The 24601-nt window shown below is 58.6% G+C and carries 21 protein-coding genes and 1 tRNA gene; 2 read left to right on the top strand and 20 right to left on the bottom strand.

The window, feature by feature from the left end:
• Positions 1 to 18: 18 nt before the first annotated feature.
• Complete coding sequence (locus tag VEG30_02940) at positions 19 to 216, bottom strand: hypothetical protein (protein ID HXZ78857.1); 198 nt, start codon at positions 214 to 216, stop codon at positions 19 to 21.
• Between the two features lie 160 nt (positions 217 to 376).
• On the opposite strand from VEG30_02940, the gene VEG30_02935 reads away from it, so the two are divergent.
• Together VEG30_02935 and VEG30_02930 are read left to right on the top strand one after the other, a co-directional pair.
• The gene (locus VEG30_02935; protein HXZ78856.1) at positions 377 to 1798 is read left to right on the top strand and encodes a M20/M25/M40 family metallo-hydrolase; all 1422 of its coding nucleotides are present in this window, start codon (positions 377 to 379) and stop codon (positions 1796 to 1798) included.
• A 21-nt stretch (positions 1799 to 1819) separates the two neighbouring features.
• Entirely contained in the window at positions 1820 to 2665 is an 846-nt protein-coding gene (locus tag VEG30_02930) for a rhomboid family intramembrane serine protease (GenBank protein HXZ78855.1), read from the top strand.
• A gap of 45 nt (positions 2666 to 2710) precedes the next feature.
• On the opposite strand, the gene VEG30_02925 is transcribed toward VEG30_02930, so the two are convergent.
• The 19 genes from VEG30_02925 to rpsL all read right to left on the bottom strand — a co-directional run bounded on the left by VEG30_02925 (position 2711) and on the right by rpsL (position 23992).
• Positions 2711 to 3010 carry a hypothetical protein gene (locus tag VEG30_02925; protein HXZ78854.1) on the bottom strand — a complete coding sequence of 100 codons (300 nt, stop codon included), beginning with the start codon at positions 3008 to 3010 and terminating at the stop codon, positions 2711 to 2713.
• Positions 3011 to 3026: 16 nt separating this feature from the next.
• Positions 3027 to 4586: a pyruvate kinase gene (pyk, locus tag VEG30_02920; protein ID HXZ78853.1), complete on the bottom strand. Its 1560-nt coding sequence runs from the start codon at positions 4584 to 4586 to the stop codon at positions 3027 to 3029.
• A gap of 74 nt (positions 4587 to 4660) precedes the next feature.
• Positions 4661 to 5563: a YihY/virulence factor BrkB family protein gene (locus tag VEG30_02915; protein ID HXZ78852.1), complete on the bottom strand. Its 903-nt coding sequence runs from the start codon at positions 5561 to 5563 to the stop codon at positions 4661 to 4663.
• Positions 5564 to 5723: 160 nt separating this feature from the next.
• Entirely contained in the window at positions 5724 to 9920 is a 4197-nt protein-coding gene (gene rpoC / locus VEG30_02910; GenBank protein HXZ78851.1) for a DNA-directed RNA polymerase subunit beta', read from the bottom strand.
• 160 nt (positions 9921 to 10080) lie between these two features.
• The gene (rpoB, locus tag VEG30_02905) at positions 10081 to 14553 is read right to left on the bottom strand and encodes a DNA-directed RNA polymerase subunit beta (GenBank protein ID HXZ78850.1); all 4473 of its coding nucleotides are present in this window, start codon (positions 14551 to 14553) and stop codon (positions 10081 to 10083) included.
• 474 nt (positions 14554 to 15027) lie between these two features.
• The gene (gene rplL / locus VEG30_02900; protein HXZ78849.1) at positions 15028 to 15417 is read right to left on the bottom strand and encodes a 50S ribosomal protein L7/L12; all 390 of its coding nucleotides are present in this window, start codon (positions 15415 to 15417) and stop codon (positions 15028 to 15030) included.
• Positions 15418 to 15587: 170 nt separating this feature from the next.
• Positions 15588 to 16187 carry a 50S ribosomal protein L10 gene (gene rplJ, locus VEG30_02895; protein ID HXZ78848.1) on the bottom strand — a complete coding sequence of 200 codons (600 nt, stop codon included), beginning with the start codon at positions 16185 to 16187 and terminating at the stop codon, positions 15588 to 15590.
• Between the two features lie 23 nt (positions 16188 to 16210).
• The gene (gene rplA, locus VEG30_02890; GenBank protein ID HXZ78847.1) at positions 16211 to 16921 is read right to left on the bottom strand and encodes a 50S ribosomal protein L1; all 711 of its coding nucleotides are present in this window, start codon (positions 16919 to 16921) and stop codon (positions 16211 to 16213) included.
• Between the two features lie 110 nt (positions 16922 to 17031).
• Positions 17032 to 17460, bottom strand: a complete 429-nt coding sequence (gene rplK, locus VEG30_02885; GenBank protein HXZ78846.1) for a 50S ribosomal protein L11 — start codon at positions 17458 to 17460, stop codon at positions 17032 to 17034.
• A gap of 58 nt (positions 17461 to 17518) precedes the next feature.
• Complete coding sequence (gene nusG / locus VEG30_02880; GenBank protein HXZ78845.1) at positions 17519 to 18163, bottom strand: transcription termination/antitermination protein NusG; 645 nt, start codon at positions 18161 to 18163, stop codon at positions 17519 to 17521.
• Positions 18164 to 18174: 11 nt separating this feature from the next.
• Complete coding sequence (gene secE, locus VEG30_02875) at positions 18175 to 18435, bottom strand: preprotein translocase subunit SecE (protein HXZ78844.1); 261 nt, start codon at positions 18433 to 18435, stop codon at positions 18175 to 18177.
• A gap of 99 nt (positions 18436 to 18534) precedes the next feature.
• Positions 18535 to 18610, bottom strand: a tRNA-Trp gene (locus VEG30_02870).
• Between the two features lie 190 nt (positions 18611 to 18800).
• Positions 18801 to 18953, bottom strand: a complete 153-nt coding sequence (rpmG, locus tag VEG30_02865; protein ID HXZ78843.1) for a 50S ribosomal protein L33 — start codon at positions 18951 to 18953, stop codon at positions 18801 to 18803.
• Between the two features lie 10 nt (positions 18954 to 18963).
• The gene (tuf, locus tag VEG30_02860) at positions 18964 to 20151 is read right to left on the bottom strand and encodes an elongation factor Tu (protein ID HXZ78842.1); all 1188 of its coding nucleotides are present in this window, start codon (positions 20149 to 20151) and stop codon (positions 18964 to 18966) included.
• Between the two features lie 36 nt (positions 20152 to 20187).
• Entirely contained in the window at positions 20188 to 20469 is a 282-nt protein-coding gene (locus tag VEG30_02855) for a hypothetical protein (protein HXZ78841.1), read from the bottom strand.
• Complete coding sequence (locus VEG30_02850; protein ID HXZ78840.1) at positions 20469 to 20879, bottom strand: hypothetical protein; 411 nt, start codon at positions 20877 to 20879, stop codon at positions 20469 to 20471. The genes VEG30_02855 and VEG30_02850 overlap by 1 nt, the downstream gene beginning before the upstream one ends.
• The gene (gene fusA / locus VEG30_02845; GenBank protein ID HXZ78839.1) at positions 20876 to 22966 is read right to left on the bottom strand and encodes an elongation factor G; all 2091 of its coding nucleotides are present in this window, start codon (positions 22964 to 22966) and stop codon (positions 20876 to 20878) included. The genes VEG30_02850 and fusA overlap by 4 nt, the downstream gene beginning before the upstream one ends.
• A gap of 160 nt (positions 22967 to 23126) precedes the next feature.
• On the bottom strand, positions 23127 to 23597 hold the full coding sequence (gene rpsG / locus VEG30_02840; GenBank protein ID HXZ78838.1) for a 30S ribosomal protein S7: 471 nt from the start codon (positions 23595 to 23597) through the stop codon (positions 23127 to 23129).
• 20 nt (positions 23598 to 23617) lie between these two features.
• Positions 23618 to 23992: a 30S ribosomal protein S12 gene (gene rpsL, locus VEG30_02835; protein ID HXZ78837.1), complete on the bottom strand. Its 375-nt coding sequence runs from the start codon at positions 23990 to 23992 to the stop codon at positions 23618 to 23620.
• Positions 23993 to 24601 lie beyond the last annotated feature (609 nt).

Here is a 24601-nt window from a genome sequence, read left to right as displayed (position 1 = left end):
AGAGAGGTGGCCATGGGATTAGGAGTAGTCTCCGTCTTCGCTCTCTTCTTCGTCTTCTTCCTCCTCTTCTTCCTCTTCGATCTTGCTCAATTCCAATGGCTCGACGGTAATCACCTCGAAATCGGTTCCACACTCAGGGCAGGAGACGACTTCACCCTCTTCGACCTCGTCTTCTGCCAGATCGATATCGCTCTCACACTCGGGACAAACGACCATGATTGCGGCCTCCTATCGCGGTGGTCCTGACATTAACTGCCGGGTTGCCGCTGATATATTTAGAGTCTCTGGCGCACAGCGTCAAAGAAAATCTTATACTCGGCCAGCAATGTCCAAGACAAGATCGCGAATCCGAATCTATGTGACCAGTTTCTTATTGATGTTGACCCCATCCCTGATGGTTGCACAAACTGCAAGGCCCTCCCATGGTCCGGAAGAGGCGCCGGCGCGGACTCATGATCCACTGTTTTTGCCCCAGAGCCCACGTCCATCGCCATCGCGTCCCAAGGTGTTGCCGGACCCGGCGATCGCGGCCGCGCTGCGAGAGGTTTCTGCCGCCCGTATCCGAGCCAGTATCGAGAGACTGGTGAGCTTCGGCACGCGTCTCACCATCTCGTCCTCGGATCCGCAAGCAGTGGCTTCCGGCCGTGGCATCGGCGCCGCCCGCGAATGGATCAAAGCGGAATTTGAGCGCTATTCGCAGGATTGCGGTGGCTGCCTTGAGGTAAAGACCGACACCTTCATGCAGGAGCCTGCGCGCCGCGTCCCAAAACCTACGGAAATCGTGAATGTGTACGCCGTCTTGCGGGGAACCGATCCCGTGGCCGCCAAACGTATTTTCCTGGTGACGGGTCATTACGATTCCCGCCCCTCCAATGATCAGGACACCACTGCCTTAGCTCCTGGCGCGAATGATGACGGCAGCGGCACCGCTGTCTCGCTAGAGTGCGCGCGGGTGCTCAGCAAGCATCGCTTTCCGGCTACGATCATTTTTCTCACCGTGGCCGGCGAGGAGCAGGGACTCTACGGCAGCCGCCACTTCGCCAAAATGGCCCGCGAGCAAGGCTGGAACCTGGAAGCGGTGCTGAACAACGATATCGTCGGAGGAGACCGCAGTAGCGGTCAGGACGCAAGCGTCGTCAGGGTCTTTTCGGAAGGAATTCCCGCCAATGCTACGGAAACTGAGGTCAAGACCATTCGTGGCCTTGGAGGCGAAAGCGATTCGCCCTCCCGGGAACTGGCGCGCTATATCCGCGAAACCGGACGTACCTATCTGCCCGCTACATTTAGTGCAAAGCTGATCTTTCGGCCGGACCGCTATCTGCGCGGAGGCGACCACACCTCCTTCAATGAGGAGGGTTTTGCTGCCGTTCGCATGACCGAATATCGCGAGAACTTCAATCACCAGCATCAGGACGTTCGCACCGAAAACGGCATCGAATATGGCGACTTGCCGAAGTTCGTGGACTACGAATACGTCGCTAACGTGGCTCGACTCAACGCGGCTACGCTGGCATCTTTGGCCTCGGCGCCTCCACTCCCCTCGAACCTTCGCCTGGAAACGCGTAAACTGGAGAATGATTCCACGCTGATCTGGGATCCGCTGCCCGAGGGTTCGGCTGTAGTCTATGAAGTCCTGTGGCGGCCCACGACGGCTGCAGAGTGGGAGAATGTTCAGGCGGCCGGGAAGGGACCGCAAGCGACGATCGATCGCTCGAAGGACAACGTGGTGTTCGCCGTCCGGGCGGTCGACGGAAAGGGACATCGCAGCCTGCCGGCGCTGCCGAAACCAGAACGCTAAACAGGAACTGAGTACGAACCTATGAATCGACGCATGTTTACTGGCCGGGAGATGACACTCAGTCTTCCGCCCTTTACCCGCGCAGTGGTGTGGCTGCTGGGCATCAATACGGGAATATTTCTGTTGCTGGCGTTGCTGTCGCGAGTGATTCCGGATACGGTGATCGAAGTGATCCGCTGGTTCGGGCTGTCGCCGGCCTCGGTGGTCCACGGCCTTGTCTGGCAGGTAGTAACTTACTCCTTCCTCCACCTTGCCTTCATGCACTGGTTCGGAAATATGTTGGGCCTCTGGATGTTCGGTTCGTCGTTCGAAAGCTCCTGGGGAACGCGGCGGTTTCTGGAGTTGTATTTCGCGGGAGTGCTTGGGGGGGCTCTGTTCAGCATAGCGCTGGCGTACACAGGAGTGCTGGGCTCACCGCAATCGGTCACGATTGGGGCTTCAGGCGGCGTTTATGCAATCTTGATGGCCTTCGGCATCGTCTTTGCCGAGAACGAGATCATGCTGATCCCGTTCCCTTTTCGTATTAAGGCAAAATACTTCGTCGCTATTTTGATTGTGATCACCGTATTCTTCTCGCTTGATGAGCGCGGCGGTACCAACTACCTTGCCCATCTCGGAGGACTGCTCTTTGGGTATCTTTACGTGAAATTTGGCCGCCGCGGCGTGACTCGGGGAGTCGGCGAGAGCTATTTCAATCTTCGAAATTCTTATTACCGCTGGAAGCGGCGGCGTGCCGCACGGAAATTTGAGGTCTACATGCGGAAACACGATCGCACGGTCAGCTTCGACGATCAGGGACACTACCTGGAACCGGAAGATCCGAAAAAGAAAGGCAATGGTGAGAGCCAGCCACCCTGGGTGAACTAGAAAGATCAGCCACTGATTTCACAGATAATCGTCGAAGATGAATCTTTACTCGCCCCGCCCCACCGCCACCATCTCGTACACTTTTTCCACCACGCACAGATTTCCCAGCTGGCTCCAGCACTTGTGAACATCGGGATCTTCCTGTGCCTCGCGGCGGCTGCTTTCTGAGCTCCAGTAGCGCAGATTGAAGTAGCAGCCCGGCTCAGTAGTGTCCTGGTACAGGAGATCACGGCTATAGCCCTTACGCTTCATCACCTGGTAGAGCTCATGCAGAACCTGGAGGGTCTGCTGCTCCATTCCCTCGTTGGGTCGCACGATGGCAATGGCCAGGATCTCGTGTTCCATCTAATCTCCCAGGAACCTACTTACGGCGTCCGTTTCGCGACGCTGCGACTCGAGATTTGCGGCGAACGTCTGAGCCGACTTGCGCAGCAGGACGATCACTTCCCACCACATGCAAGCGCATCAAGTTGGTGGAACCCGAAGCGCCGATCTTTCCGGAGATCACCCCCACGATGTCGCCGGACTTGACGACGCCCAGTTCACACAATCGTGCTTCCCCGGCGCGCACCATGGCCTCGGCGGAAGGCTCGTAGTCAATGGTGAAAGGATGGACTCCCCACAGCAAGTTGAGCCGGTTGGCTACGTGTTCATCATGGGCGAAAGCAAACACCGGGCAGACCGGGCGATACTTGGATACGAGACGAGCGGTTGTCCCAGTCTGGGTGAAGACGGCAATCGCTTTCATGTCCAGAACTTGTGCGGCATGCGCCACCGATTCGCAAATGGTTTCCGAGATCGAGAGGGAATGTTCAGCGCGCCGGCGATAAGGCCAGGCGTCTTCCATATGCGCTTCTGCCTCGACCACGATTCTCGCCATCATGTTGACCGCCTCGCGGGGATAGCGGCCGGTGGCGGTCTCCCCTGACAGCATGACCGCGTCGCTGCCGTCGAAGATCGCGTTGGCCACGTCGCTGGCCTCGGCGCGCGTAGGGCGAGGATTCTCGATCATAGACTCCAGCATTTGCGTAGCCGTGATCACCGGCTTCCGCCATGCCGCCGCCCGACGAATCACATGTTTCTGGATGACCGGTACCTGCTCCGGCGCGACTTCTACCCCGAGATCCCCTCGCGCCACCATCACGCCCTCGGCCGCCTCCAGAATGGCCTCCAAATTGTCGATTGCCTGCGGCTTTTCCAGCTTGGCGATGAGCGGCACCGAACCACCTTGCTGGCGAATGATGTCCTTGGCTTGCTGCACATCTTTCGCAGTGCGCACAAAGGAGAGCGCTACCACATCTACCCCGTGCTGTAATCCAAAATGCAGGTCCCTACGATCCTTTTCGGTGAGCGACGGCAGGCTGACGTGCGTTCCCGGAAGATTGATGCCCTTATGCTCTCCGAGTAACCCCCCGTTGACCACTGAGCAGAGCACGTCTTCTGCCTGTTTGGAGCGCACCCGCAATTCAATAAGGCCGTCGGACAGCAGGATGCGCGAGCCCACTTTAACCTCGCGAGCAATGGGAAACTCGGTGGAAATCAGAGTCGCGGTCCCCGGTACCTTCCGCGAGGTGATGGTCACCAGCGAACCTGCCTTGAGCAGGACCGGAGTGTGGCCGGCCAGTTCATTGGTTCGTAATTTTGGTCCTTGCAGATCCTGCAAAATGCAGATGCTTCGGCCCTCGCTGGCGGCCACTTTGCGAAGAAGCCCAATCAGCCGCTTATGATCTTCATGGGTTCCGTGGGAGAAATTGAGCCGTGCGACATCCATCCCTGCGCGCACCAGGTCGCGCACAACCGGCTCAGAATTGCTTGCCGGACCAAGCGTGCAAACGATCCTGGCGCGTCGTGCAGCGAGGGGCGGCAGTTCTCGCAGATCGCTGCGGCGCTTCGCAACGGATTTCAGCTCGAGTGCCGGCATGCAGTGTGGTGTTGAGCGATTCTAACAAATGAAGGGGATTGGACAGGCGAGATCGCCTGTCCTAGACAAACTGGCTACGGCCCTAGCGTCCCCACGGGCTGATTGGCTGCGGGAACCTGCTTGCCGGTGCCAATTCCCGCTCTCGGAAAGAGAAGAGCATTGAATTCGGCCCCGACGAGAACAATCACTGAGATGATATACATCCACACCAGCAGCACGATTGCGGTTGCCAGAGATCCGTAAAAGAGGCTGTACTGGGCGAAATGCCTTACGTAGGCCCCGAACACGGCAGTAGCGGGAAACCACAACGCAGTCGCAAGGGCTGAACCGGGCAGAACGCTATGCCAGCGCTGCGTACGCGGAACGGCATGGTGGTAGATCAACGACATCACAGCCACGCCGGTCAGACCGGCGATCAGCCAGCGGATCACTGTCCAGAGGATCAGGATATAAGGCTCGATCTCGTGTCCCAACTCCTGGGTAATGCGTCCAGCCATGCGAGTTTCTATTTGGGTACCAAATGCCACCAGCACGGTAGCAAAAGTCAGCGGAACACCAGCCAGAATTACGAGTCCGAATGCAATCATTCGCTCTTTCACTACTCCCCAAGCTTTGGGGAAGCGATAGGCATTACGGAAGCCCTCCATCCAAGAAATCATTACTCCGGAAGCCGTCCACAGAGTAATGAGGGAAGCTGCGACCAAGACTTGCACCGGCTGATCGGTTGCAGATTTGAAATACGACGTTGTCGTCGCGGATGAGCCGGGAGGGAGTATTTTGGCCACCAGGGCAGCGATCTCCTGGATAGTGTTGGTCTGAGAAAAGGAGGCGAGAATGGCGGCGGCCAGCATCAGAGCGGGAAACATCGTCAGAATGGCGGAGTAGGCTGCGCCCTTGGCGACGCCAAAGGCGTCGTGTTCGAAGGCCCGCCAGAAAGCGAGCCGGAACAAATGGAAAAAGCGGTCAGCTACTCGCATAGATGATTACCGGAAATGTCCTCGACGAGGCTCATCTCATAGATTCCCCGAGCCTCGCGGAAGTTTCCCGCAGACCTCGCAAAACAAAAGGGGCGACGACGGCATCGCCCCTTGCCTTTATTAGTCATTGTCTTCCACTGACAAACTCCAGCGGAAAGATTTACTCGGCTGCCAGTTCCTCGGCTTCGCCTTCCTGGCGCATCATTTCCAGAGCACGTTCTGCCTCTTCATAAGCAGCCGTGACCTCCTCCTGCACCTTGGCGGCTTGTTCCTCGAGCTCTGGCGACAGGCGGATATTGCGGTAGTACTCCATTCCGGTTCCCGCGGGAATCAGACGGCCGACAATCACGTTCTCCTTCAAGCCGCGCAGATGATCCACAGCTCCCTGGATGGCAGCTTCCGTGAGCACACGGGTGGTTTCCTGGAATGACGCGGCGGAGATGAAGGAATCCGTCGACAGCGATGCCTTGGTGATTCCCAGGAGCAACGGGCGGCTGGTAGCCGGACGTCCACCTTGAGCAATCGCCCGCTCGTTTTCCTCCAGGAAGCGGAACTTGTCCACCTGCTGATCGAGCAGGAACTGGGTGTCACCGACGTCCTCCACCTTGCGCCAACGCATCATCTGGCGAACGATCACCTCGATGTGCTTGTCGCTGATGTTGACGCCTTGCAAGCGATACACCTCCTGGATTTCGTTCACCAGGTAAGCCTGCAGTTCCTTTTCTCCCAGAACCGCCAGAATGTCATGCGGGTTCAGCGGCCCATCCATCAGCGGCTCGCCCGCTCTGACGCGCTCGCCTTCCTGCACGTTGATGTGCGCCCCGCGAGGCACGAGGTATTCCTTTTCCGTGCCATTATCCGCGGTGACATACACCTTGCGCTGACCCTTGGCGATCTCTCCGAACTTCACGGTGCCGTCGATCTCGCTGATGACCGCGGTTTCATGCGGCTTACGAGCCTCGAACAGCTCCACCACGCGCGGCAGACCACCGGTGATGTCCTTGGTCTTGGTGGTTTCGCGCGGGATCTTGGCCAGCACGTCGCCAGGCGAGACCTCATCGCCATCCGCCACCATCAGGTGAGCGCGCGACGGCAACAGGTAGCGCTTGGTCCCGGCTTTGCTCGTCCCCTTGATCACAATCGCCGGCTGATGCTTCTCGTCCGGCGATTCTGTGACCACGTGGCGCGAGAGGCCCGTGACCTCGTCCACTTCTTCGTGCAGCGTCAGGCCTTCATGCAGGTCCTTGAACTGCACCGTGCCGCCAATTTCAGTCAGGATGGCGAAGGTGTATGGATCCCATTCCACCATGACCTGCCCCAGTTGAACCGGGCTGCCGTCCTCGATCTTGAGTTTGGCGCCGTATACGACGGAGTAGCGCTCCTTCTCGCGGCCCTTCTCGTCCAGAACAGCGATAGAGCCGTTGCGGTTCATCACCACCAGGTCGCCGGCCTTCGAACGGACAGTCTGGAGGTTAATGAACTTCACGACGCCGTTATTCTTGGCGTCGAGGCGCGACTGCTCAGAAACACGCGAGGCCGTGCCACCGATGTGGAAGGTGCGCATGGTCAGCTGAGTTCCAGGCTCGCCGATTGATTGCGCGGCAATCACGCCGACCGCTTCGCCCAGCTCCACAAGACGTCCCGAAGCCAGGTTGCGGCCGTAGCACATTACGCAAACACCGCGCTTGGCTTCGCAGGTCAGCACCGAGCGGATCTTCACTTTCTCAATGCCGGCGGCTTGAATCGCCCCAGCCAGATCTTCGGTGATCTCCTGGTTTACATCCACGATCACGTTGCCTTCGTAGTCCTTGATTTTCTCCAGGGACACGCGGCCAACGACGCGATCGCGCAGCGGCTCGATGATGTCGCCGGCTTCTACGATCGATCCCACGTAGATGCCGTCCACGGTTCCGCAATCGTATTCGCTGATGATCACGTCCTGAGCAACGTCCACCAGGCGGCGAGTCAGATAGCCTGAGTCCGCCGTTTTCAAAGCGGTATCAGCCAAGCCTTTGCGTGCGCCGTGGGTAGAGATGAAGTACTGCAGCACCGTCAATCCCTCGCGGAAGTTAGCGGTGATGGGCGACTCGATGATCTCGCCCGAAGGCTTGGCCATCAGACCGCGCATACCGGACAGCTGGCGAATCTGCTGTTTGGATCCGCGGGCGCCGGAGTCGGCCATGACGTAAATCGGGTTGATGGAACCCTCTTTGTCCGCCTTCTGCATGACGCTGAACATCTCGTCGGCGACTTTCTCCGTAATGGCCGACCAGATTTCGATCACCTTGTTGTAGCGTTCACCGTTGGTGATGGCGCCATCCAGGTATTGCTGGGTGACTGAGATCACCTGTTTCTCGGCTTCCTTCACCACCGTCTTCTTGCTCTCTGGGATCACCATGTCGTCGATGCCGATGGACAGGCCTGCACGGGTGGCATAGCGGAACCCGAGTTCCTTGATCTGGTCCAGCATTTGAACCGTGGTCTCCAGACCAAACTTCAGGTAGCCGTAGTTCACCAGCGCGCCGATCCCCTTTTTCTTGAGCAGCCCGTTGATATAGGGCATGCCTTTGGGAAGGTTGTCGTTCAGAATGGCGCGACCCACGGTAGTGTTGATGAAGCTCCGTTCATAACGGACCGGCTCGGTGTGGACCACGTCCTGGTCGTCATACGCAGTAGTGAGATCGATGACCTCACCCGTGTGGCGCAGGCGGATAGGTGTGAGCGTCTCCACTTCACCTGCCTCCAGCGCCAGCAGAACCTCGTCAATATTGGCAAAGGGACGTCCTTCGCCCCTGGCTCCCGGCTTCGCCTTGGTCAGGTAATAGAGCCCCAACACCATGTCCTGAGTAGGCACGGTAATGGGATGGCCCGACGCCGGCGACAGAATGTTGTGCGAAGACAGCATCAGCACGCTGGCTTCAACCTGCGCTTCCGGTGACAGCGGAATGTGCACCGCCATCTGGTCGCCGTCAAAGTCAGCGTTGAACGCCGTGCAGACCAGTGGATGAATGCGAATCGCCTTGCCTTCCACCAGCACCGGCTCAAACGCCTGGATGCCCAAGCGGTGCAGGGTGGGAGCGCGGTTCAGCAAAACCGGGTGATCTTTGATCACCTCTTCCAGGATGTCCCACACGATGGGGTCCTGGGCTTCCACCATTTCCTTGGCCTGCTTGATGGTGGTGCAGTGACCGGTCTGCTCCAGCCGGTGATAGATAAAAGGCTTGAACAGCTCCAGCGCCATCTTCTTGGGCAGACCGCACTGGTGCAGCTTCAGTTCCGGACCGACTACGATGACGGAACGTCCGGAGTAATCCACGCGCTTGCCCAGCAGGTTCTGGCGGAAACGCCCCTGCTTGCCCTTCAGCGTGTCGGAGAGCGATTTCAGAGGGCGGTTGTTGGCGCCGCGCAGCACGCGTCCGCGACGGCCGTTGTCAAACAGCGCATCCACTGCTTCCTGCAGCATGCGTTTTTCGTTGCGCACGATTACTTCTGGCGCATGCAGGTCCATCAGCTTCTTTAAGCGGTTGTTGCGGTTGATCACGCGCCGGTACAGATCGTTCAAATCGGAGGTGGCGAACCGGCCGCCATCCAGTGGAACCAGAGGCCGCAACTCCGGCGGGATTACCGGAATCACATCCAGAATCATCCAGTTCGGCTTGTTGCCGCTCTTGCGGAAAGCTTCGACTACCTTCAGCCGCTTGGCGTATTTCAGCCGCTTTTGCAGCGAGGCTTCGTGCTTCATTTTGTCGCGCAGTTCGACGGCAAGTTCTTCGACATTGACGCGCTTCAGCAATTCCTTGATGGCTTCCGCGCCCATCATGGCTTTGAAACCGGCGGGACGGTATTGCTGATCCAGTTCGCGGAACTTGGTTTCTTCCTTGATGATCTCCCGTTCTTTGACAGGAGCGTCGCCGGGATCAACCACAACGTAGGCTTCGAAATAAAGAACCGACTCCAAGTCGCGCAGCGAGATGTCCAGCAGATGGCCAATGCGGCTGGGCAGACCCTTAAAGAACCAGACGTGCGAGCAGGGCGAGGCCAGTTCGATGTGCCCCAGCCGCTCGCGACGAACCTTCGACAAAGTGACTTCCACGCCGCACTTGTCGCAGATCACTCCGCGGTGCTTCATGCGCTTGTACTTGCCGCAGAGGCACTCCCAGTCGGTGACCGGACCAAAAATGCGGGCGCAGAACAGGCCGTCGCGCTCCGGCTTGAAGGTGCGATAGTTGATGGTCTCCGGCTTCGTCACCTCGCCGTGCGACCAGCTCCGAATTTTTTCGGGGGAGGCCAGGCTGATGCGAATGGCATCGAAGTCGGCGATATTGCTTGCCATATCAAACGGGCTTGAACGGTACAAAGTTGCCTCCGAGTTCGCTCTCGAAAAAGTGGCCAAAGGACCAGTTATTCGACCCTGCCCAGGCTCGGGAGCAGTACCTGCGGGTCTTGCTTCTTTAGAACCTTCTCTGCGAATCAACCTGCGGCGAGCGATTGCGAGCGCTCACCCCATCCAAGCTTCGCTAGTCTGCGGCCGCGGCGACCGGCTGCTTGCGCATCTCCGCCACTTTGATCAACTCCACATCCAGGCAGAGCGATTGCAATTCGCGAATCAGCACGTTGAACGACTCCGGCACACCCGGCTCGATGGCCGCTTCGCCCTTGACGATGGCCTCGTAGATCTTGGTGCGGCCATAAACATCGTCGGACTTGGCCGTAAGCAGCTCTTGCAGGATGTAAGCAGCGCCGTAAGCTTCCAGCGCCCAGACTTCCATTTCTCCGAAGCGCTGCCCGCCGAACTGCGCCTTGCCGCCCAAAGGCTGCTGTGTAATGAGCGAGTAGGGCCCGATGGAGCGAGCGTGAATCTTGTCGTCCACCAGGTGCGAAAGTTTCAGCATGTAGATGTAGCCGACGGTCACAGGCTGTTCGAACTTATCGCCGGTTATGCCGTCGTAGAGGGCGGTTTTCCCCGACGTCGGCAGGCCCGATTTCTCCAGCAGTGACTTGATTTCGTTTTCCCGCGCACCATCGAACACCGGCGAGGAAATGTACACGCCCTTGGTCAGCGAATGAGCCACTGCCTCCAGAGTCTCCTCGTCCAGGTCATCGAAGGTGTCGACGAAAGCCACATCTTTGAACAAGGCCTTCAATTCGCGGCGGAGCATCTCGGCGCGCGAGTTGTTCTGGAGCAACTCGGCTACCTTCTTGCCCAGCTCCTTGCCCGCCCATCCCAGATGCGTCTCCAGAATCTGACCCACGTTCATACGGCTCGGCACACCCAGCGGATTGAGCACGATCTCTACTGGCGTGCCCTCTTCCGTGTACGGCATGTCTTCTTCGGGAAGAATGCGAGCAATCACGCCCTTGTTGCCGTGGCGTCCGGCCATCTTGTCGCCCACACTGAGCTTGCGCTTCATGGCGATATAGACCTTCACCAGCTTGATCACGCCGGGAGGCAGTTCGTCGCCCTTCTGCAGCTTCTCTTCCTTCTCCTTGACGATCTTGCGCAGCACGTCGATCTGGCGCGAGGTCATCTCTTCGATCTCGTCGATCTGCTCGTTGACCCGCGGATCCTTGTCCGGGAACTTGATGCGCTTCAGATTGCGCGTTGAAATACGCTCGATCGTGTCGCGATCAAGAATCGTGCCCTTGGTCAGGAGGCGCTTGTTGGTACGTTCGTCATGCAAGTCAGCCGTGACTTCCTTGCCGCCAAGCAAACCTTCCAGGCGCTTCAACCGTTCGTCAGTCAGGATTCGGATTTCATCCGACAAGTTGGCGTGCAGCTTGGCGATCTGCGATGCCTCGATGGACTTCGCCCGTTCGTCCTTTTCCTGGCCTTTGCGGGAGAAGATCTTCACGTCAACCACCGTGCCCTCAATTCCCGGAGGGCAGGTCAGCGATGCGTCGCGAACGTCACCGGCCTTCTCACCGAAGATCGCACGCAGCAGTTTCTCTTCCGGCGTGAGCTGGGTTTCACCCTTGGGCGTTACCTTGCCGACCAGGATGTCGCCCGGTTTGACCTTGGCGCCGATGCGGATAATGCCGCTCTCGTCCAGATCGCGCAGCGCCGATTCGCTGACGTTGGGAATGTCGCGCGTGACTTCTTCCGGTCCCAGCTTCGTGTCGCGCGCTTCGATCTCGAATTCTTCGATGTGGACCGAGGTGTAGTAGTCGTCCTTAACCAGCTTCTCGGAAACCAGAATGGCGTCTTCGAAGTTGTATCCGCGCCAGGGCATGAAGGCCACCAGCACGTTCCGTCCCAGAGCGAGTTCGCCCTGATCGGTGCAGGGACCATCGGCGATCACCTGGGCCTTGGTTACGCGCTGGCCTTTCTTCACCACCGGCTTCTGGTTGATGCAGGTGTTCTGGTTCGAGCGCTTGAACTTCGTGAGCTGATAGATGTCGCTGCCCACCTCGCGCGAAAGCTGCGTGGGATGATGTTCACCCTCCACGCGCACGATGATGCGCTCAGAATCAACAGAATCCACGATGCCGCTGCGGCGAGCCAGCACCACCGCTCCGGAATCGCGGGCAGTCACGCCCTCCATACCGGTTCCGACCAGGGGAGCTTCCGCACGAAGCAACGGCACGGATTGACGCTGCATATTGGCGCCCATCAGCGCGCGGTTGGCGTCGTCGTGCTCCAGGAAGGGCACCAGCGAGGCCGCTACTGAAACCAGCTGTTTGGGGCTAACGTCGATATAGTCCACTTCCTCCTGGTTCACCAGAACGAAGTTCCCGGCCTTGCGGGCGTTCACCAGATCGCCCACGATGCGGCCTTTGTCGTCCAGCTCGATGTTGGCCTGCGCAATCACGTGCCGATCTTCCTCCCAGGCGGAGAGGTAGAAAGAATGCGGCTCATTTTCGATCTGCTTCTTTCGGCGCTCCTTCAGATCGGCGTTGAGTTTCTCGACCTCCGACTTTTCGACGTGATCGCCGACGCGATGCTCGCTATCGCCGGCATTGACCACCGTGACGTAGTCAATCACGCGTCCATTCTTCACGCGCCGGTATGGGGACTCGATAAAGCCGTAGTCGTTGATCCGCGCATAGCAGCTCAGTGAAGAGATCAGGCCAATGTTCGGGCCTTCCGGTGTCTCGATCGGGCAGATGCGGCCGTAGTGCGTGGGATGTACGTCGCGGACTTCAAATCCCGCGCGCTCGCGCGACAATCCTCCCGGGCCCAGCGCCGACAAACGCCGCTTGTGGGTGATTTCCGACAGCGGATTCGTCTGGTCCATGAACTGCGAAAGCTGTGATGAACCGAAGAATTCGCGGATGGCGGCCATCACCGGCTTGGCATTGACCAGGTCATGCGGCATAGCCGTTGACATCTCCTGGTAGACGCTCATCTTTTCCTTGATGGCGCGTTCCATGCGCACCAGGCCGATGCGGAACTGGTTTTCGAGCAGTTCGCCCACCGCGCGGACGCGGCGGTTGCCCAGGTGATCGATGTCGTCCACCGTGCCGAGATTCTTGCGCAGCTTCAGCAGGTAACGAATGGTGGCGTAGAAGTCCTCAGGCTCCAGCGTACGGCTGTCGAGATTGGTGGCGTCCTGCTTCTCATAGAGCTTGATGTTGAACTTCAGCCGGCCCACGCGCGAGAAGTCATACTTGCGTGGATCGAAGAACATGCCCTGGAATAGGGCGGTCGCGGTATCGAGCGTCGGCGGATCGCCGGGACGCAGCTTGCGGTAGATCTCGATCAGGGCCTCTTGCGGCGTCTTCACCGAATCGCGCTTCAGGGTTTGGCTGATGACTGTGCCTACATCGTCGCGCTCGGGGAAGAACAGATGCACTTCGCCGACACCCGCGTCCATGATCTTCGCCAGCATGTCGCTGGTGACTTCCGCATTCGCTTCCAGCAGTACCTCACCGGAGTTGGTATCTACGATATCGGCTGCAGTAAAGGCGCCTTCCAGGTCGCCCGCTTCTATTTCGATTTCGGAAATGCGGGCTTTATGGATCTCTCGCAGGATCGCGGGGCTGACTTTCCGGCCGGCGTGCGCGATTTCCTCTCCGCTGCGGTTGGTGACGCGGTGCGAGAGCTTCATGCCTTGCAGCATGGTGGGCCGTTCTACGCCCGGCTCCAGTGTCCAGAAGAGCTTGCCATCTCGCAGCGCGACTTTATCAACGGTGTAGAACGTCCGCAGGATGTCCTCGTTTGCCCTCAGGCCCAGAGCTCGCAGGAAAATCGTTCCCAGGAACTTGCGCTTGCGGTCGATGCGGACATAGAGAACGTTCTTCTGGTCGTACTCGAATTCCACCCACGATCCGCGATAGGGAATGATCTTGCCGAGGAAATAATTGTTGGCCGGAATCTTCTCAAAGAACACGCCTGGGGAGCGGTGCAACTGGCTGACGATCACGCGCTCGGTGCCGTTGATGATGAAGGTGCCGTTCTCCGTCATCAGGGGAACATCGCCAAAGAAAACTTCCTGTTCCTTGATGTCCCGAATCGAGCGGTTGCCGGTTTCCGCGTCCTTCTCATAAATCGTGAGCCGCATGGTGACCTTCAGCGGAGCGGAGTAGGTCATGCCACGCTCTTCGCACTCGCTTACGTCATATTTCAGCTGCAGTCCCACCGGATCGCCGCACTTGTTGCAGAAGTCGGGCGTATTTGCGTTATAGGTGCCGCACTTCTGGCAGAGCACATCGCCGGGATGGAAGGGATCGGTAATCACGGTGGCGCCGCAATTACGGCAGGTGGTGCGCAGGTGGTGCAGACCCTTCAGGTGGCTGCACTTGCACTCCCAGTTGCCGATGGCGTAATCCACGAACTCCAGCTGCGAGACGTTGCGGAAATCGGTGATGGGAAATACGGATTGAAACACCGCCTGCAAACCGCTGTCGTCGCGCTCGCTGGGCAAACGATCCATTTGCAGGAAACGGTCATAGGAGCGCTTCTGCACCTCGATCAGGTTGGGAATCTGGATGGTTGCCGGAATTTTTGCGAAATCGAAACGTTTACGGGAGGCGTTATTTTTAATAGACATCAAAGACTCCTGATCTTGACTTGCCAGCCGCCGCACCTACAATCGGCTTTCCCGGGATGCTTCGCCGGGTTCTAGCAACGCGCAAGCGTCACGCTGCGGGCAGGCGTGAATAAAAGCAGCGCACGCCGGAATGCCGTTGCTTTGTCCTAGCGCGCCTGCTGCCAATAGCGATTGCGCCCGCGAGGACGAGATTCCCCGTGGGCGCCGAATTCAGCGCGCGCACTGTCTGAATTGTGATTTCCGCCGCCAGTTTCCAGGTCTGATCTCTGCTCGCCGCCCGCGCTTAGCGCGCGGGAGGAGCCGCCATTTCAATTCTTTTGCGGGAGTAGATCGGCAATAACTTTGATGCCGATCCAACCCCGCACGATTCAAAGCCAGGCTTCGCACCGAAAAAATGCGTTGCCGAGATATCACGCCGCCAGCAGCCTCTTTCCAGAGACGGGCGGGCGGTCCAGGCGCCCATTCGAGGTCCTGTTACTTGACCTCGACAGTGGCTCCTGCGTCGACAAACTTCTTCTTGATGTTCTCGGCCTCTTCCTTGGAGACGCCCTCCTTAACCGGTTTGGGGGCGCCGTCGACCAGGTCCTTCGCTTCCTTCAGGCCCAGGTTGGTGACTTCGCGCACCGCTTTGATTACATTGATCTTATTCGCACCGACCTCCTTCAAAACCACCGTGAATTCGGTCTTTTCCTCAGCCGGAGCCGCGCCTGCAGCCGCTCCAGCACCAGCTCCACCAGCCACCACCACCGGGGCGGCTGCTGCCGCGGAAACACCCAAACGGGTTTCCAGTTTCTTGACCAGTTCGGCCGCTTCCAGCAGCGACAGGCCAACTATCTGTTCTTCTAAAGTTTGCAGATCCGCCATATCAATCTCCGTTTAGTTATCAGTTTTGGTGATCTGTTATCTGTCGCCAAGGTTTCCAGTGCGCCCAGCCGACCGGACCACGCGCCAGACAACGCGTGCGCTATCGCCCAACGCAACACCTGACCACTGATAACGAACTTCCTGGACTGGCTTCCGCCAGCCCAAAACTCTTATGCGCCGCTGGCAGCTGTTTCCGCCGCCGCCGGTTCACTGGGTGCCGGCTCGCTCGCTGCGGCAGGCTCCCCCTTGAACTTCTTTTCCTGAACTCCCTGGTTCACTACGACGGCCAGGTTCCGGCCGACCGCATTCATCGCGGTAACCAGGCGCTGCGCAGGAGCGTTGATCAGGAAGAGAAGTTTCGCCATGATCTCTTCCTTGGCCGGCATGGTGGCCAGCGCCTCGATCTCCTTCAGCGAGATAACGCGGCCTTCGACCAATCCCGCCTTGAAGCTGAACTCCGGCACATCTTTGGCGTACTTGGAGAGAGCCTTGGCCAGCGCTATTGGGTCCGTCCGGGTGTAAGCGATCGAGGTCACACCTTCCAGATTCTTCAGGACCTCTTCCACCTTGGTGCCTTTGCCGGCGCGCTCCGCCAGCGTATTCTTCACCACCTGATACCTGGCGCCGGCGCCGCGTACGGCTTTCCGCAGTTCGAAATCCTGCGCCACGGTCAGCTTGCTGAAGGTCCCTACGATCACGCTGCTGACGCCGTTCAGCTCTTTGCTGAGCTCTTCAACCTGCTCGATCTTCTTTGCTTTCGTGACAGCCATCTCTAATCCTTTTTCTTGAGAACTTACGCTTTAGCTGCTGCTTCCACCGGGGCCGCGTCGATCGGGATCCCCGGACCCATGGTTGAGCTCAGCGTCACACCCTTCAGATATTTGCCTTTAGCGGCAGACGGCTTGGCCTTGATGACGCTGGTGATGACGACGGTGGCGTTCTCCACCAGCTTCTCAGGCGTAAATGAAATCTTGCCCACCGGGACGTGCACCAATGCGGTCTTGTCGGTGCGGAATTCCACCTTGCCTGCCTTCACTTCCTGCACCGCCTTGGCAACATCGAACGTTACCGTGCCGGTCTTGGGATTCGGCATGAGCCCGCGCGGTCCCAGTACCTTGCCCAGCCGGCCCACGGACTTCATCATGTCGGGAGTAGCGACCACGGCGTCATAGTCGATCCAGTTTTCTTTCTGGATCTTCTCAACCATATCCTCACCGCCAACGAAATCGGCGCCCGCCTGCTCGGCTTCCCGCACTTTCTCGCCGCTGGCGATCACCAGAACCTTCTTTGATTTGCCCAGCCCATGCGGCAACACTACCGTGCCCCGAACCATCTGGTCAGCGTGCTTGGGATCGACTCCCAAGCGCATCGTCAGGTCCACCGTCTCATCAAACTTGGCGTATTTGACCTTCTGCAGCAAGGGCACCGCTTCCTGCAGCGTGTACCGCCGGTTCTCCACCGCAGCCTTGGCTTTGGTGATGTTCTTTCCTTCTTTGTGACTCATTTCACTCCTTGTCTCCCACGGCGTTCCTTGTTCCGGAAGCTGTGGTGTTACCGACCTGCAGCGTCCACGCTGCCTGGTTCTAAAGTTCTCAACGCGCTAACTTCGCCGATCTAACTTATTTCGATTCCCATTGAGCGCGCCGTACCCTTCACGCTTTTAATGGCCGCGTCCAGCGATGCCGCATTCAGATCCGGCATCTTCTGTTTGGCGATCTCTTCCACCTGCTTTTCGGTGACTTTGCCGACCTTATCTTTGTTGGGTGCGCCTGAGCCCTTGGCGATGCCAGCGGCGCGCTTCAGCAACACTGAAGCCGGGGGCGTCTTGGTCACAAACGTAAAAGAGCGATCGTTGTAGACCGTGATCACCACGGGGATGATCAATCCATCCAGTTCCTTCTGGCTGGTGCGTGCATTGAACTGTTTGCAGAATTCCATGATGTTGATCTGCGCCTGTCCGAGCGCCGGACCTACCGGGGGCGCCGGCGTCGCCTTGCCCGCGGGAATCTGCAGCTTTACAAATCCTGTTGCCTTCTTTGCCATTTCTCGCCTTCGGCTGACAGCCTTTTTCTCAGGTGGCCGTCAGCACTCAAAAATCTTGCTACGCTACTTTTTCAACCTGCGCGAAACCGAGCTCAACCGGCGTCGAACGCCCGAAAATCGTCACCATGACTTTCAGGGTCTCGCGGTCTTCGTTGACTTCGTCCACCACGCCAGTAAAGCTGGAGAACGGTCCCTCGGTGATCCGCACCGATTCATTCTTCTCGAATTTCACCCGCAGCCGCGGTTTCTCCCTACCCTCGGCCACGCGATACACAATCTGGTTCACCTCTTCCGCCGACAAGGGCGTGGGCTGCTGTCCGGTGCCGACGAATCCGGTCACCCGCGGAGTGGACTTGACCACGTGCCAGACGTGGTCATCCATATCCATTTCCACGAGGACGTAGCCGGGATAAAACATCCGTTCGACGGTATATTTCTTACCGCCGCGGACTTCCGTCACCGGCTCGGTGGGGATGAGCACGCGCCCGATTTTGTCCTGCAGGCCAAAAGCCTGCACCCGGGACTCGAGCGATTCCTTCACCTTGCGCTCAAAACCCGAGTAGCTGTGGATGATGTACCACTTCATCCGCGGGTTCTCAGATTGCGTTACCGAGGGCTGGGCTTCTGCCGGAGGAGCTACATTTTCTGCTCCGCCTTCCGCCGCCGCGTTCTTGTTCGCTTCTTCCTGCATTACTGTTTTCATCCGTCGAATCGCTAACGCGCTACGAGATACCGGAGCAATTGATCCATGGTTTTGCCGATGGCGGTATCCACGATCCAGAAATAAAGTCCGAAGAGAAACACGGCGATGATCACGACTGTGGTCGTCGCCTGTACCTCTTTGCGAGTGGGTGTGGTGACCTTCTTCATCTCCGTGCGGACGTCGTTGTAGAACGACTTGATCCGCTGCGGCCACGCCTTGATTGCGTTAAAACCGCCTTCCCGGATTGCTGGGACTGTTGCTGCTTTCGCCATGCTACCCTTCTTTAACTTCGGAGCCTTTACTTCCACAAACTCTCAGTTCACTGTCCCACGTCTTTCCGCCTAACGTCCCGCCGCAACACCCGCTGGAACTGGCAGGGGCGGAGGGATTCGAACCCCCAAGTCCGGTTTTGGAGACCGGCAGTTTAACCGTTGAGCTTACGCCCCTGTTTTTCCTGAAGAGCCGCTCACGACTGAGGCCCTTCGACTGCGTTTCGCTCCGCTCAGGGTGACCGCCCGCGGCTCAAACGCCGCGGAAATCGCGGTCATTTAACCGTTGAGCTTACGCCCCTGTTTTTCCGCCATCCTTCGCTGCGCTCAGGATGACGCCTGCAGGCTCAGACGCCTGCCAAACGGCGTCACTTCACTTCCTTGTGCGGCGTGTGCTTGCGGCAACGGCGGCAGAATTTTTTGAACTCCAGCCGCTCGGTCGTCGTCTTCCGGTTCTTTGTCGTCGAATAGTTCTTTTCCTTGCAGTCACTGCATTGCAAGGTCACAATTTCTCGCGGCATTGCTCACTCCCTACGCCAAAATCTCCGAGATCGTGCCTGCGCCCACCGTGCGTCCGCCTTCGCGGATGGCGAAGCGCAAGCCCTTCTCCATGGCCACCGGCGTGATCAGCTCGATCTCCAGCTGCACGTTATCGCCCGGCATCACCATCTCCGTTCCCGCCGGCAAGTGCGCCACTCCCGTCACGTCCGTGGTGCGGAAGTAGAACTGCGGCCGATAGCCGTTGAAAAACGGCGTGTGCCGTCCGCCTTCTTCCTTCGACAGCACGTACACCTCGCCCTTGAACTTGGTGTGCGGCGTGATCGATCCCGGCTTCGCCAAGACCATCCCGCGCTCCACCTCCTCCTTGCCGATTCCGCGCAGCAAGAGCCCGGCGTTGTCGCCCGCCATGCCTTCATCCAGCTGCTTCTTGAACATCTCCACGCCCGTCACCACCGTCTTGCGCGTCTCGCGGAAGCCCACAATCTCCACTTCCTCGCTCACCTTCACCTTGCCGCGCTCGATTCGTCCCGTCACCACCGTGCCGCGTCCGGAAATCGAGAAGATATCTTCGATCGGCATCAGGAACGCCTTCTCTACATCGCGCTGCGGCAGCGGTACGTACTTGTCCACCGCCTCCATCAGGGCGTCGATCTGCTTCTCCCACTTCTCCTCGCCATTCAGCGCTCCCAGAGCCGACAACCGGATCACCGGCACATCGTCACCCGGGAACTGATAGCCCTTCAGCAGCTCGCGCACTTCCAGCTCCACCAGATCGAGCAGTTCCGGATCATCCACCGCATCGCACTTGTTGAGCGCCACCACGATGTAGGGCACTCCTACCTGGCGCGCCAGCAGCACGTGTTCCCGCGTCTGCGGCATCGGACCATCGGTCGCCGCTACCACCAGGATCGCGCCATCCATCTGCGCCGCCCCGGTGATCATGTTCTTGATGTAGTCGGCGTGACCCGGGCAATCGACGTGCGCATAGTGCCGGTTCTGCGTCTCGTATTCCACGTGCGCGGTGGCGATCGTGATCCCGCGCTCGCGCTCTTCCGGCGCGTTGTCGATCGAATCAAACGAGCGGAACACGATCTTGGGATTGTGCTTCTGCAACACTTTGGTGATCGCCGCCGTGAGCGTGGTCTTGCCATGATCGATGTGCCCGATCGTCCCCACGTTCACGTGCGGCTTGCTGCGATCAAATTTCTCTTTCGCCATGAGTGCGTGTGCTCCTCAATATTCTGACTAGTCAGCTTACGGTCGAAATCCGGGCTGTGGTCGCTCGGCGGATTGGCGTGTTTCGTACGTGGTGAGCGCCGTACAGAAGTGCTCCCATTTCAAGAGCATCACTGCAGGCAAACCGTGCCACAGTTGCATATCCTCCGTTTCCACCGAAACCCAAACTCCCAATCGACCTTCGTCAACGACCAAAGCTTCCACTGAATTGTCGGTTGCATTGCCGGTATTGAGTGGTTCAGGCAATTCCGCCCTGCCTGCCACGGAAAGCCAGAAGCGAACCCTCTTGCCAGCCAGCATCACGCGTTCCGCTTGAAAATCAAGTCTTGCCTGCCGGCTCCGAATAACACCAGATTCTTCAACCGTTCCGTGTCATCCATTCCCTCGGATTCGACAACGCCGTCAGCGACCTCCGCAGGAATTGGGATCTCGGAGACCCCTCGTGGACTCTGGATCCTTACCAACCAACGCGCCCTGAAGCCTTCCCAGATCACAGCCAAAAGCCGGTACTGATCCCCGAGCCCCAAGAGAATCTCCTGTACCTTCTCCCCTAGAGTTCGGCCCCTTGCGCGCAGCCTCTCTTCCGCCTGGGTTCCAGGATCAGTAGCCTTGCCAGAAGCCTCGGCCGCGAGTGCCTGTTTCCACTCCTGTTCGGAGCCAACTGCTCCCTTAACTGCTACGACAAAATCCTGCCCGCCAGTGCTGCTCACTTGCTCACCGTCTTTCCTTGCACGCGTGCGATGATCTCCTCCGCCACCGATCGCGGAGCCTCTTCATACCGCGCGAAGTGCATGGAGAATGTCGCGCGCCCCTGAGTAGCCGACCGCATCTGGGTGGCATATCCGAACATCTCCGACAGCGGCACAAATGAGCGGATCACCTGCGAACCCGCGCGGTGCTCCATGCCTTCAATGCGGCCGCGCCGCGAGTTCAGATCGCCAATGATGGCGCTCATGAAATCCTCCGGCACCACCACCTCGACTGACATCACCGGCTCAAGAAGCACCGGGCTGGCTCTCCGCGCGGCTTCTTTAAACGCCATCGAGCCCGCGATCTTGAAAGCCATTTCGCTGGAATCAACTTCGTGGTAGCTGCCGTCATAGAGAGTGGCCTTTACATCCACCATCTCGTATCCGGCAAGCACGCCACCTTCTAGCGCTTCGCGAATGCCTGATTCGACCGGCTTGATGTACTCCTTCGGTACCACGCCGCCCACGATTTCGTTCTCGAACTCGAAGCCCTTGCCTGCATTCGGCTCCAGACGGATCTTGACGTGACCATACTGCCCGCGGCCTCCCGTCTGGCGGATAAACTTGCCTTCTGCCTCCGACGGCTTGCGAATGGTCTCGCGGTACGCGACCTGCGGCTTGCCGACGTTAGCCTCCACCTTGTACTCGCGCATCATGCGGTCAACGATGATCTCGAGGTGCAGCTCACCCATGCCCGCGATAATCGTCTGCCCGCTGTCCGGATCTGTAGAAACCCGGAACGTGGGGTCTTCCTGCGCCAGCCGTGACAGCGCCAGCCCCATCTTCTCCTGATCGCCCTTCGTCTTCGGTTCCACAGCAACTGCAATCACCGGTGCCGGAAACTCGATCGACTCCAGCAGAATCGGTTTGTCCTCATCGCAGATGGTGTCGCCGGTGGTGACGTTCCTCAACCCCACGCACGCGCAGATGTCGCCGGCGTAAATCTCGCTGATCTCCTCGCGCTTGTTGGCGTGCATCTTTAAGAGCCGCCCGATGCGCTCGGTCTTGCGCTTGCCTGTGATGTACACGCTGTCGCCGGTCTTCAGCTGCCCGGAATACACACGAATGAACACCAGCTGCCCGACGAATGGATCGCTCATGATCTTGAACGCCAGCGCCGCGAACGGCTCCTTGTCGTCCGCCTTGCGTTCCACTTCCTTGTCGGTTTCGGGATCGATCCCTTTCACCGGTGGAATGTCGTTTGGCGAAGGCAGAAAATCGACCACCGCATCCAGCAGCGGCTGCACGCCTTTGTTCTTGAAAGCACTTCCGCAGATCACCGGGAAAACCTTGAGCGCGACTGTGCTCTTGCGCAGCGATGCTTTCAGCTCATCCGGAGAAATCGCCTCCCCTTCCATGTACTTGTGCAGCAGGTCGTCATCATTTTCGACAATCGTCTCGACCATCTGATTATGGAAAGCATTGGCTTTCTTCTTCAGTTCTTCCGGAATCTCTTCGACTTCATACTCCGCGCCCATGGTCTCGTCCTTGTAGACCACGGCCTTCATCTCGAAAAGATCAATCGCGCCCTTGAAGTTGGCTTCCTGCCCAACCGGCAGCTGAATCGCCACCGGACGCGCATTCAGCCGCTTGCGAATCGTGTCCATGGCGTGTTCGAAATCCGCGCCTGTCTTGTCCATCTTGTTGATGAAACAAATTCGCGGAACACCATACTTGTCCGCCTGGCGCCACACTGTCTCGGATTGCGGCTCGACGCCATGCACCGCGTCGAATACTGCCACCGCGCCGTCGAGCACGCGCAGCGAGCGCTCCACTTCGGCGGTGAAATCCACGTGGCCGGGCGTATCGATGATGTTGATGCGCACGTCGCGCCAGTTGCAGGTGGTGGCGGCGCTGGTGATGGTGATGCCACGCTCCTGCTCCTGCTCCATCCAGTCCATCGTGGCGGTGCCTTCATGGACCTCACCCAGGCGGTGCGTGCGACCGGTATAGAACAGGATCCGCTCCGTGGTGGTGGTCTTGCCGGCATCGATGTGCGCCATGATGCCGATATTCCTGCAACGCGCTAATGGAACTTGTCTGGCCAATGCCTTTTCCTTTTCTTCAACCCGCGTCGTCTTAAAGCGAGGGCGACGCGAAAACCTCAGGGGGAAATCCCCAGCTTCTTGCAGCGATCGGATACAACGTTCAACTCCGCCTCGCTAACCCGTTCTTCCCATTCCCGCCAGCTCTGCGGCCGGCTGGGCTTTACCAGCGATAGTGCGCAAAAGCCTTGTTGGCTTCTGCCATGCGGTGAACGTCTTCGCGCTTCTTCACCGCGCCGCCGCGATTATTGGCGGCGTCCAGCAACTCATTAGTGAGCTTGTCCACCATGCCCTTTTCGGCCCGAGTGCGCGCATACGTGATCAGCCAGCGAATCGCCAGCGACGTGCGGCGGTCGGCGTTCACTTCCACCGGAACCTGATAGTTCGCGCCGCCTACGCGCCGGGTCTTCACTTCCAGCAGGGGCTTGCAGTTCTCCACCGCCTTCTTGAAGATCTTGATCGCCTCATCGCCGCCCTTTTCCTGCACCTTATTCATGGCGCCGTAGAACACGCCCTCGGCGGTGCTCTTCTTGCCTTCCCACATCAGGGAGTTCACAAACTTGGTGACCAGCTCGGAGTTGTAGACCGGATCCGCCGTCACCTGGCGCTTTGCTATGTATCCTTTTCTCGGCATAGTTAAGTCAGCGTCCTCGCTTACGCCTTCGGCCGTTTGGCCCCATACTTTGACCGGCCCTGTTTGCGGTTGGCCACTCCTATCGCATCCAGCGTTCCTCGGATCACGTGATACCGCACCCCTGGCAGATCCTTCACGCGGCCGCCGCGAATCAGCACGATCGAGTGCTCCTGCAGGTTGTGGCCAATGCCGGGGATGTAGGTGGTCACTTCGATGCCATTGGTCAGCCGAACCCGAGCCACTTTGCGCAGCGCGGAGTTAGGCTTTTTTGGCGTCTGCGTGTATACGCGCGTGCAAACGCCCCGCTTCTGCGGAGACGACTGCAACGCCGGGCTCGCCGTTTTGTACTTGGGCCGTTCCCGCCCAATTCGCACCAACTGATTAAACGTAGGCACTCGTTTGCCGCTCCTTCACGCGCAAATCCCCCGTCGGCTTCGCAGCCGAATCGGAGGTCGTCGACTCACCGTGACCCGTGCCGGGCTGGCCGCTGTTCTCTCGGCCATACTCTCCCAGCTCATTACTGATCGGGAGGCTCTTTAGGTTTTCGAGATTGGATTACGACGGTGACGCCCGGTCCACATCATTCCCCTGATGTCGGGGGCGTTCCGTTTCGCTTTCCGGACCCTGCATACCCTCCAGACCAGACGCTCAATCTCAGTCACGCCTGATCCTTAAATGTCGGAGGCAGCGCAGGTTTTCAGCGAGAGCGTCTGCCAACACTCCCTCAACAGACGCATACCCTACAACAGCTCAGTCGCTACTACGCAGACTAAACCAACTCGCGGAACCTTTTTAATATAGCAACCGCTTCCAGAACCGTCAATAAAAACACTCTCCTGCCGCGACTGCCGCTCACCCGCAAGCTGTTATGCCCTCATATACAGCACGCAAACCGCAATTACTGCAAAATTCTTCGCGGCCACCTCACAAAATCACCTGCCGCTGGCATCTAAGTTCGCATCCGCATCCGTTCGGACTGGCTGGACTCGCGCCTACCCGCGACT

Source organism: Terriglobales bacterium, assembly GCA_035624455.1.
Classification (GTDB): domain Bacteria; phylum Acidobacteriota; class Terriglobia; order Terriglobales; family Acidobacteriaceae; genus DASPRM01.
The sequence above is the reverse complement of the archived record's forward strand: the minus strand, read 5'-3'. Positions and strand labels throughout refer to the sequence as shown.

Coding starts and splice junctions, on each gene's coding strand:
- VEG30_02935 (HXZ78856.1), top strand. CDS start 377: ATGTTGACCCCATCCCTGATGGTTGCACAAACTGCAAGGCCCTCCCAT.
- tuf (HXZ78842.1), bottom strand. CDS start 20,151: ATGGCGAAAGAGAAATTTGATCGCAGCAAGCCGCACGTGAACGTGGGG.
- VEG30_02925 (HXZ78854.1), bottom strand. CDS start 3,010: ATGGAACACGAGATCCTGGCCATTGCCATCGTGCGACCCAACGAGGGA.
- VEG30_02855 (HXZ78841.1), bottom strand. CDS start 20,469: ATGCTGGCTGGCAAGAGGGTTCGCTTCTGGCTTTCCGTGGCAGGCAGG.
- pyk (HXZ78853.1), bottom strand. CDS start 4,586: ATGCCGGCACTCGAGCTGAAATCCGTTGCGAAGCGCCGCAGCGATCTG.
- rplJ (HXZ78848.1), bottom strand. CDS start 16,187: ATGGCTGTCACGAAAGCAAAGAAGATCGAGCAGGTTGAAGAGCTCAGC.
- secE (HXZ78844.1), bottom strand. CDS start 18,435: ATGGCGAAAGCAGCAACAGTCCCAGCAATCCGGGAAGGCGGTTTTAAC.
- VEG30_02940 (HXZ78857.1), bottom strand. CDS start 216: ATGGTCGTTTGTCCCGAGTGTGAGAGCGATATCGATCTGGCAGAAGAC.
- VEG30_02915 (HXZ78852.1), bottom strand. CDS start 5,563: ATGCGAGTAGCTGACCGCTTTTTCCATTTGTTCCGGCTCGCTTTCTGG.
- nusG (HXZ78845.1), bottom strand. CDS start 18,163: ATGAAAACAGTAATGCAGGAAGAAGCGAACAAGAACGCGGCGGCGGAA.
- rpoB (HXZ78850.1), bottom strand. CDS start 14,553: ATGTCTATTAAAAATAACGCCTCCCGTAAACGTTTCGATTTCGCAAAA.
- rplL (HXZ78849.1), bottom strand. CDS start 15,417: ATGGCGGATCTGCAAACTTTAGAAGAACAGATAGTTGGCCTGTCGCTG.
- VEG30_02930 (HXZ78855.1), top strand. CDS start 1,820: ATGAATCGACGCATGTTTACTGGCCGGGAGATGACACTCAGTCTTCCG.
- rplK (HXZ78846.1), bottom strand. CDS start 17,460: ATGGCAAAGAAGGCAACAGGATTTGTAAAGCTGCAGATTCCCGCGGGC.
- rplA (HXZ78847.1), bottom strand. CDS start 16,921: ATGAGTCACAAAGAAGGAAAGAACATCACCAAAGCCAAGGCTGCGGTG.
- rpmG (HXZ78843.1), bottom strand. CDS start 18,953: ATGCCGCGAGAAATTGTGACCTTGCAATGCAGTGACTGCAAGGAAAAG.
- rpsG (HXZ78838.1), bottom strand. CDS start 23,597: ATGCCGAGAAAAGGATACATAGCAAAGCGCCAGGTGACGGCGGATCCG.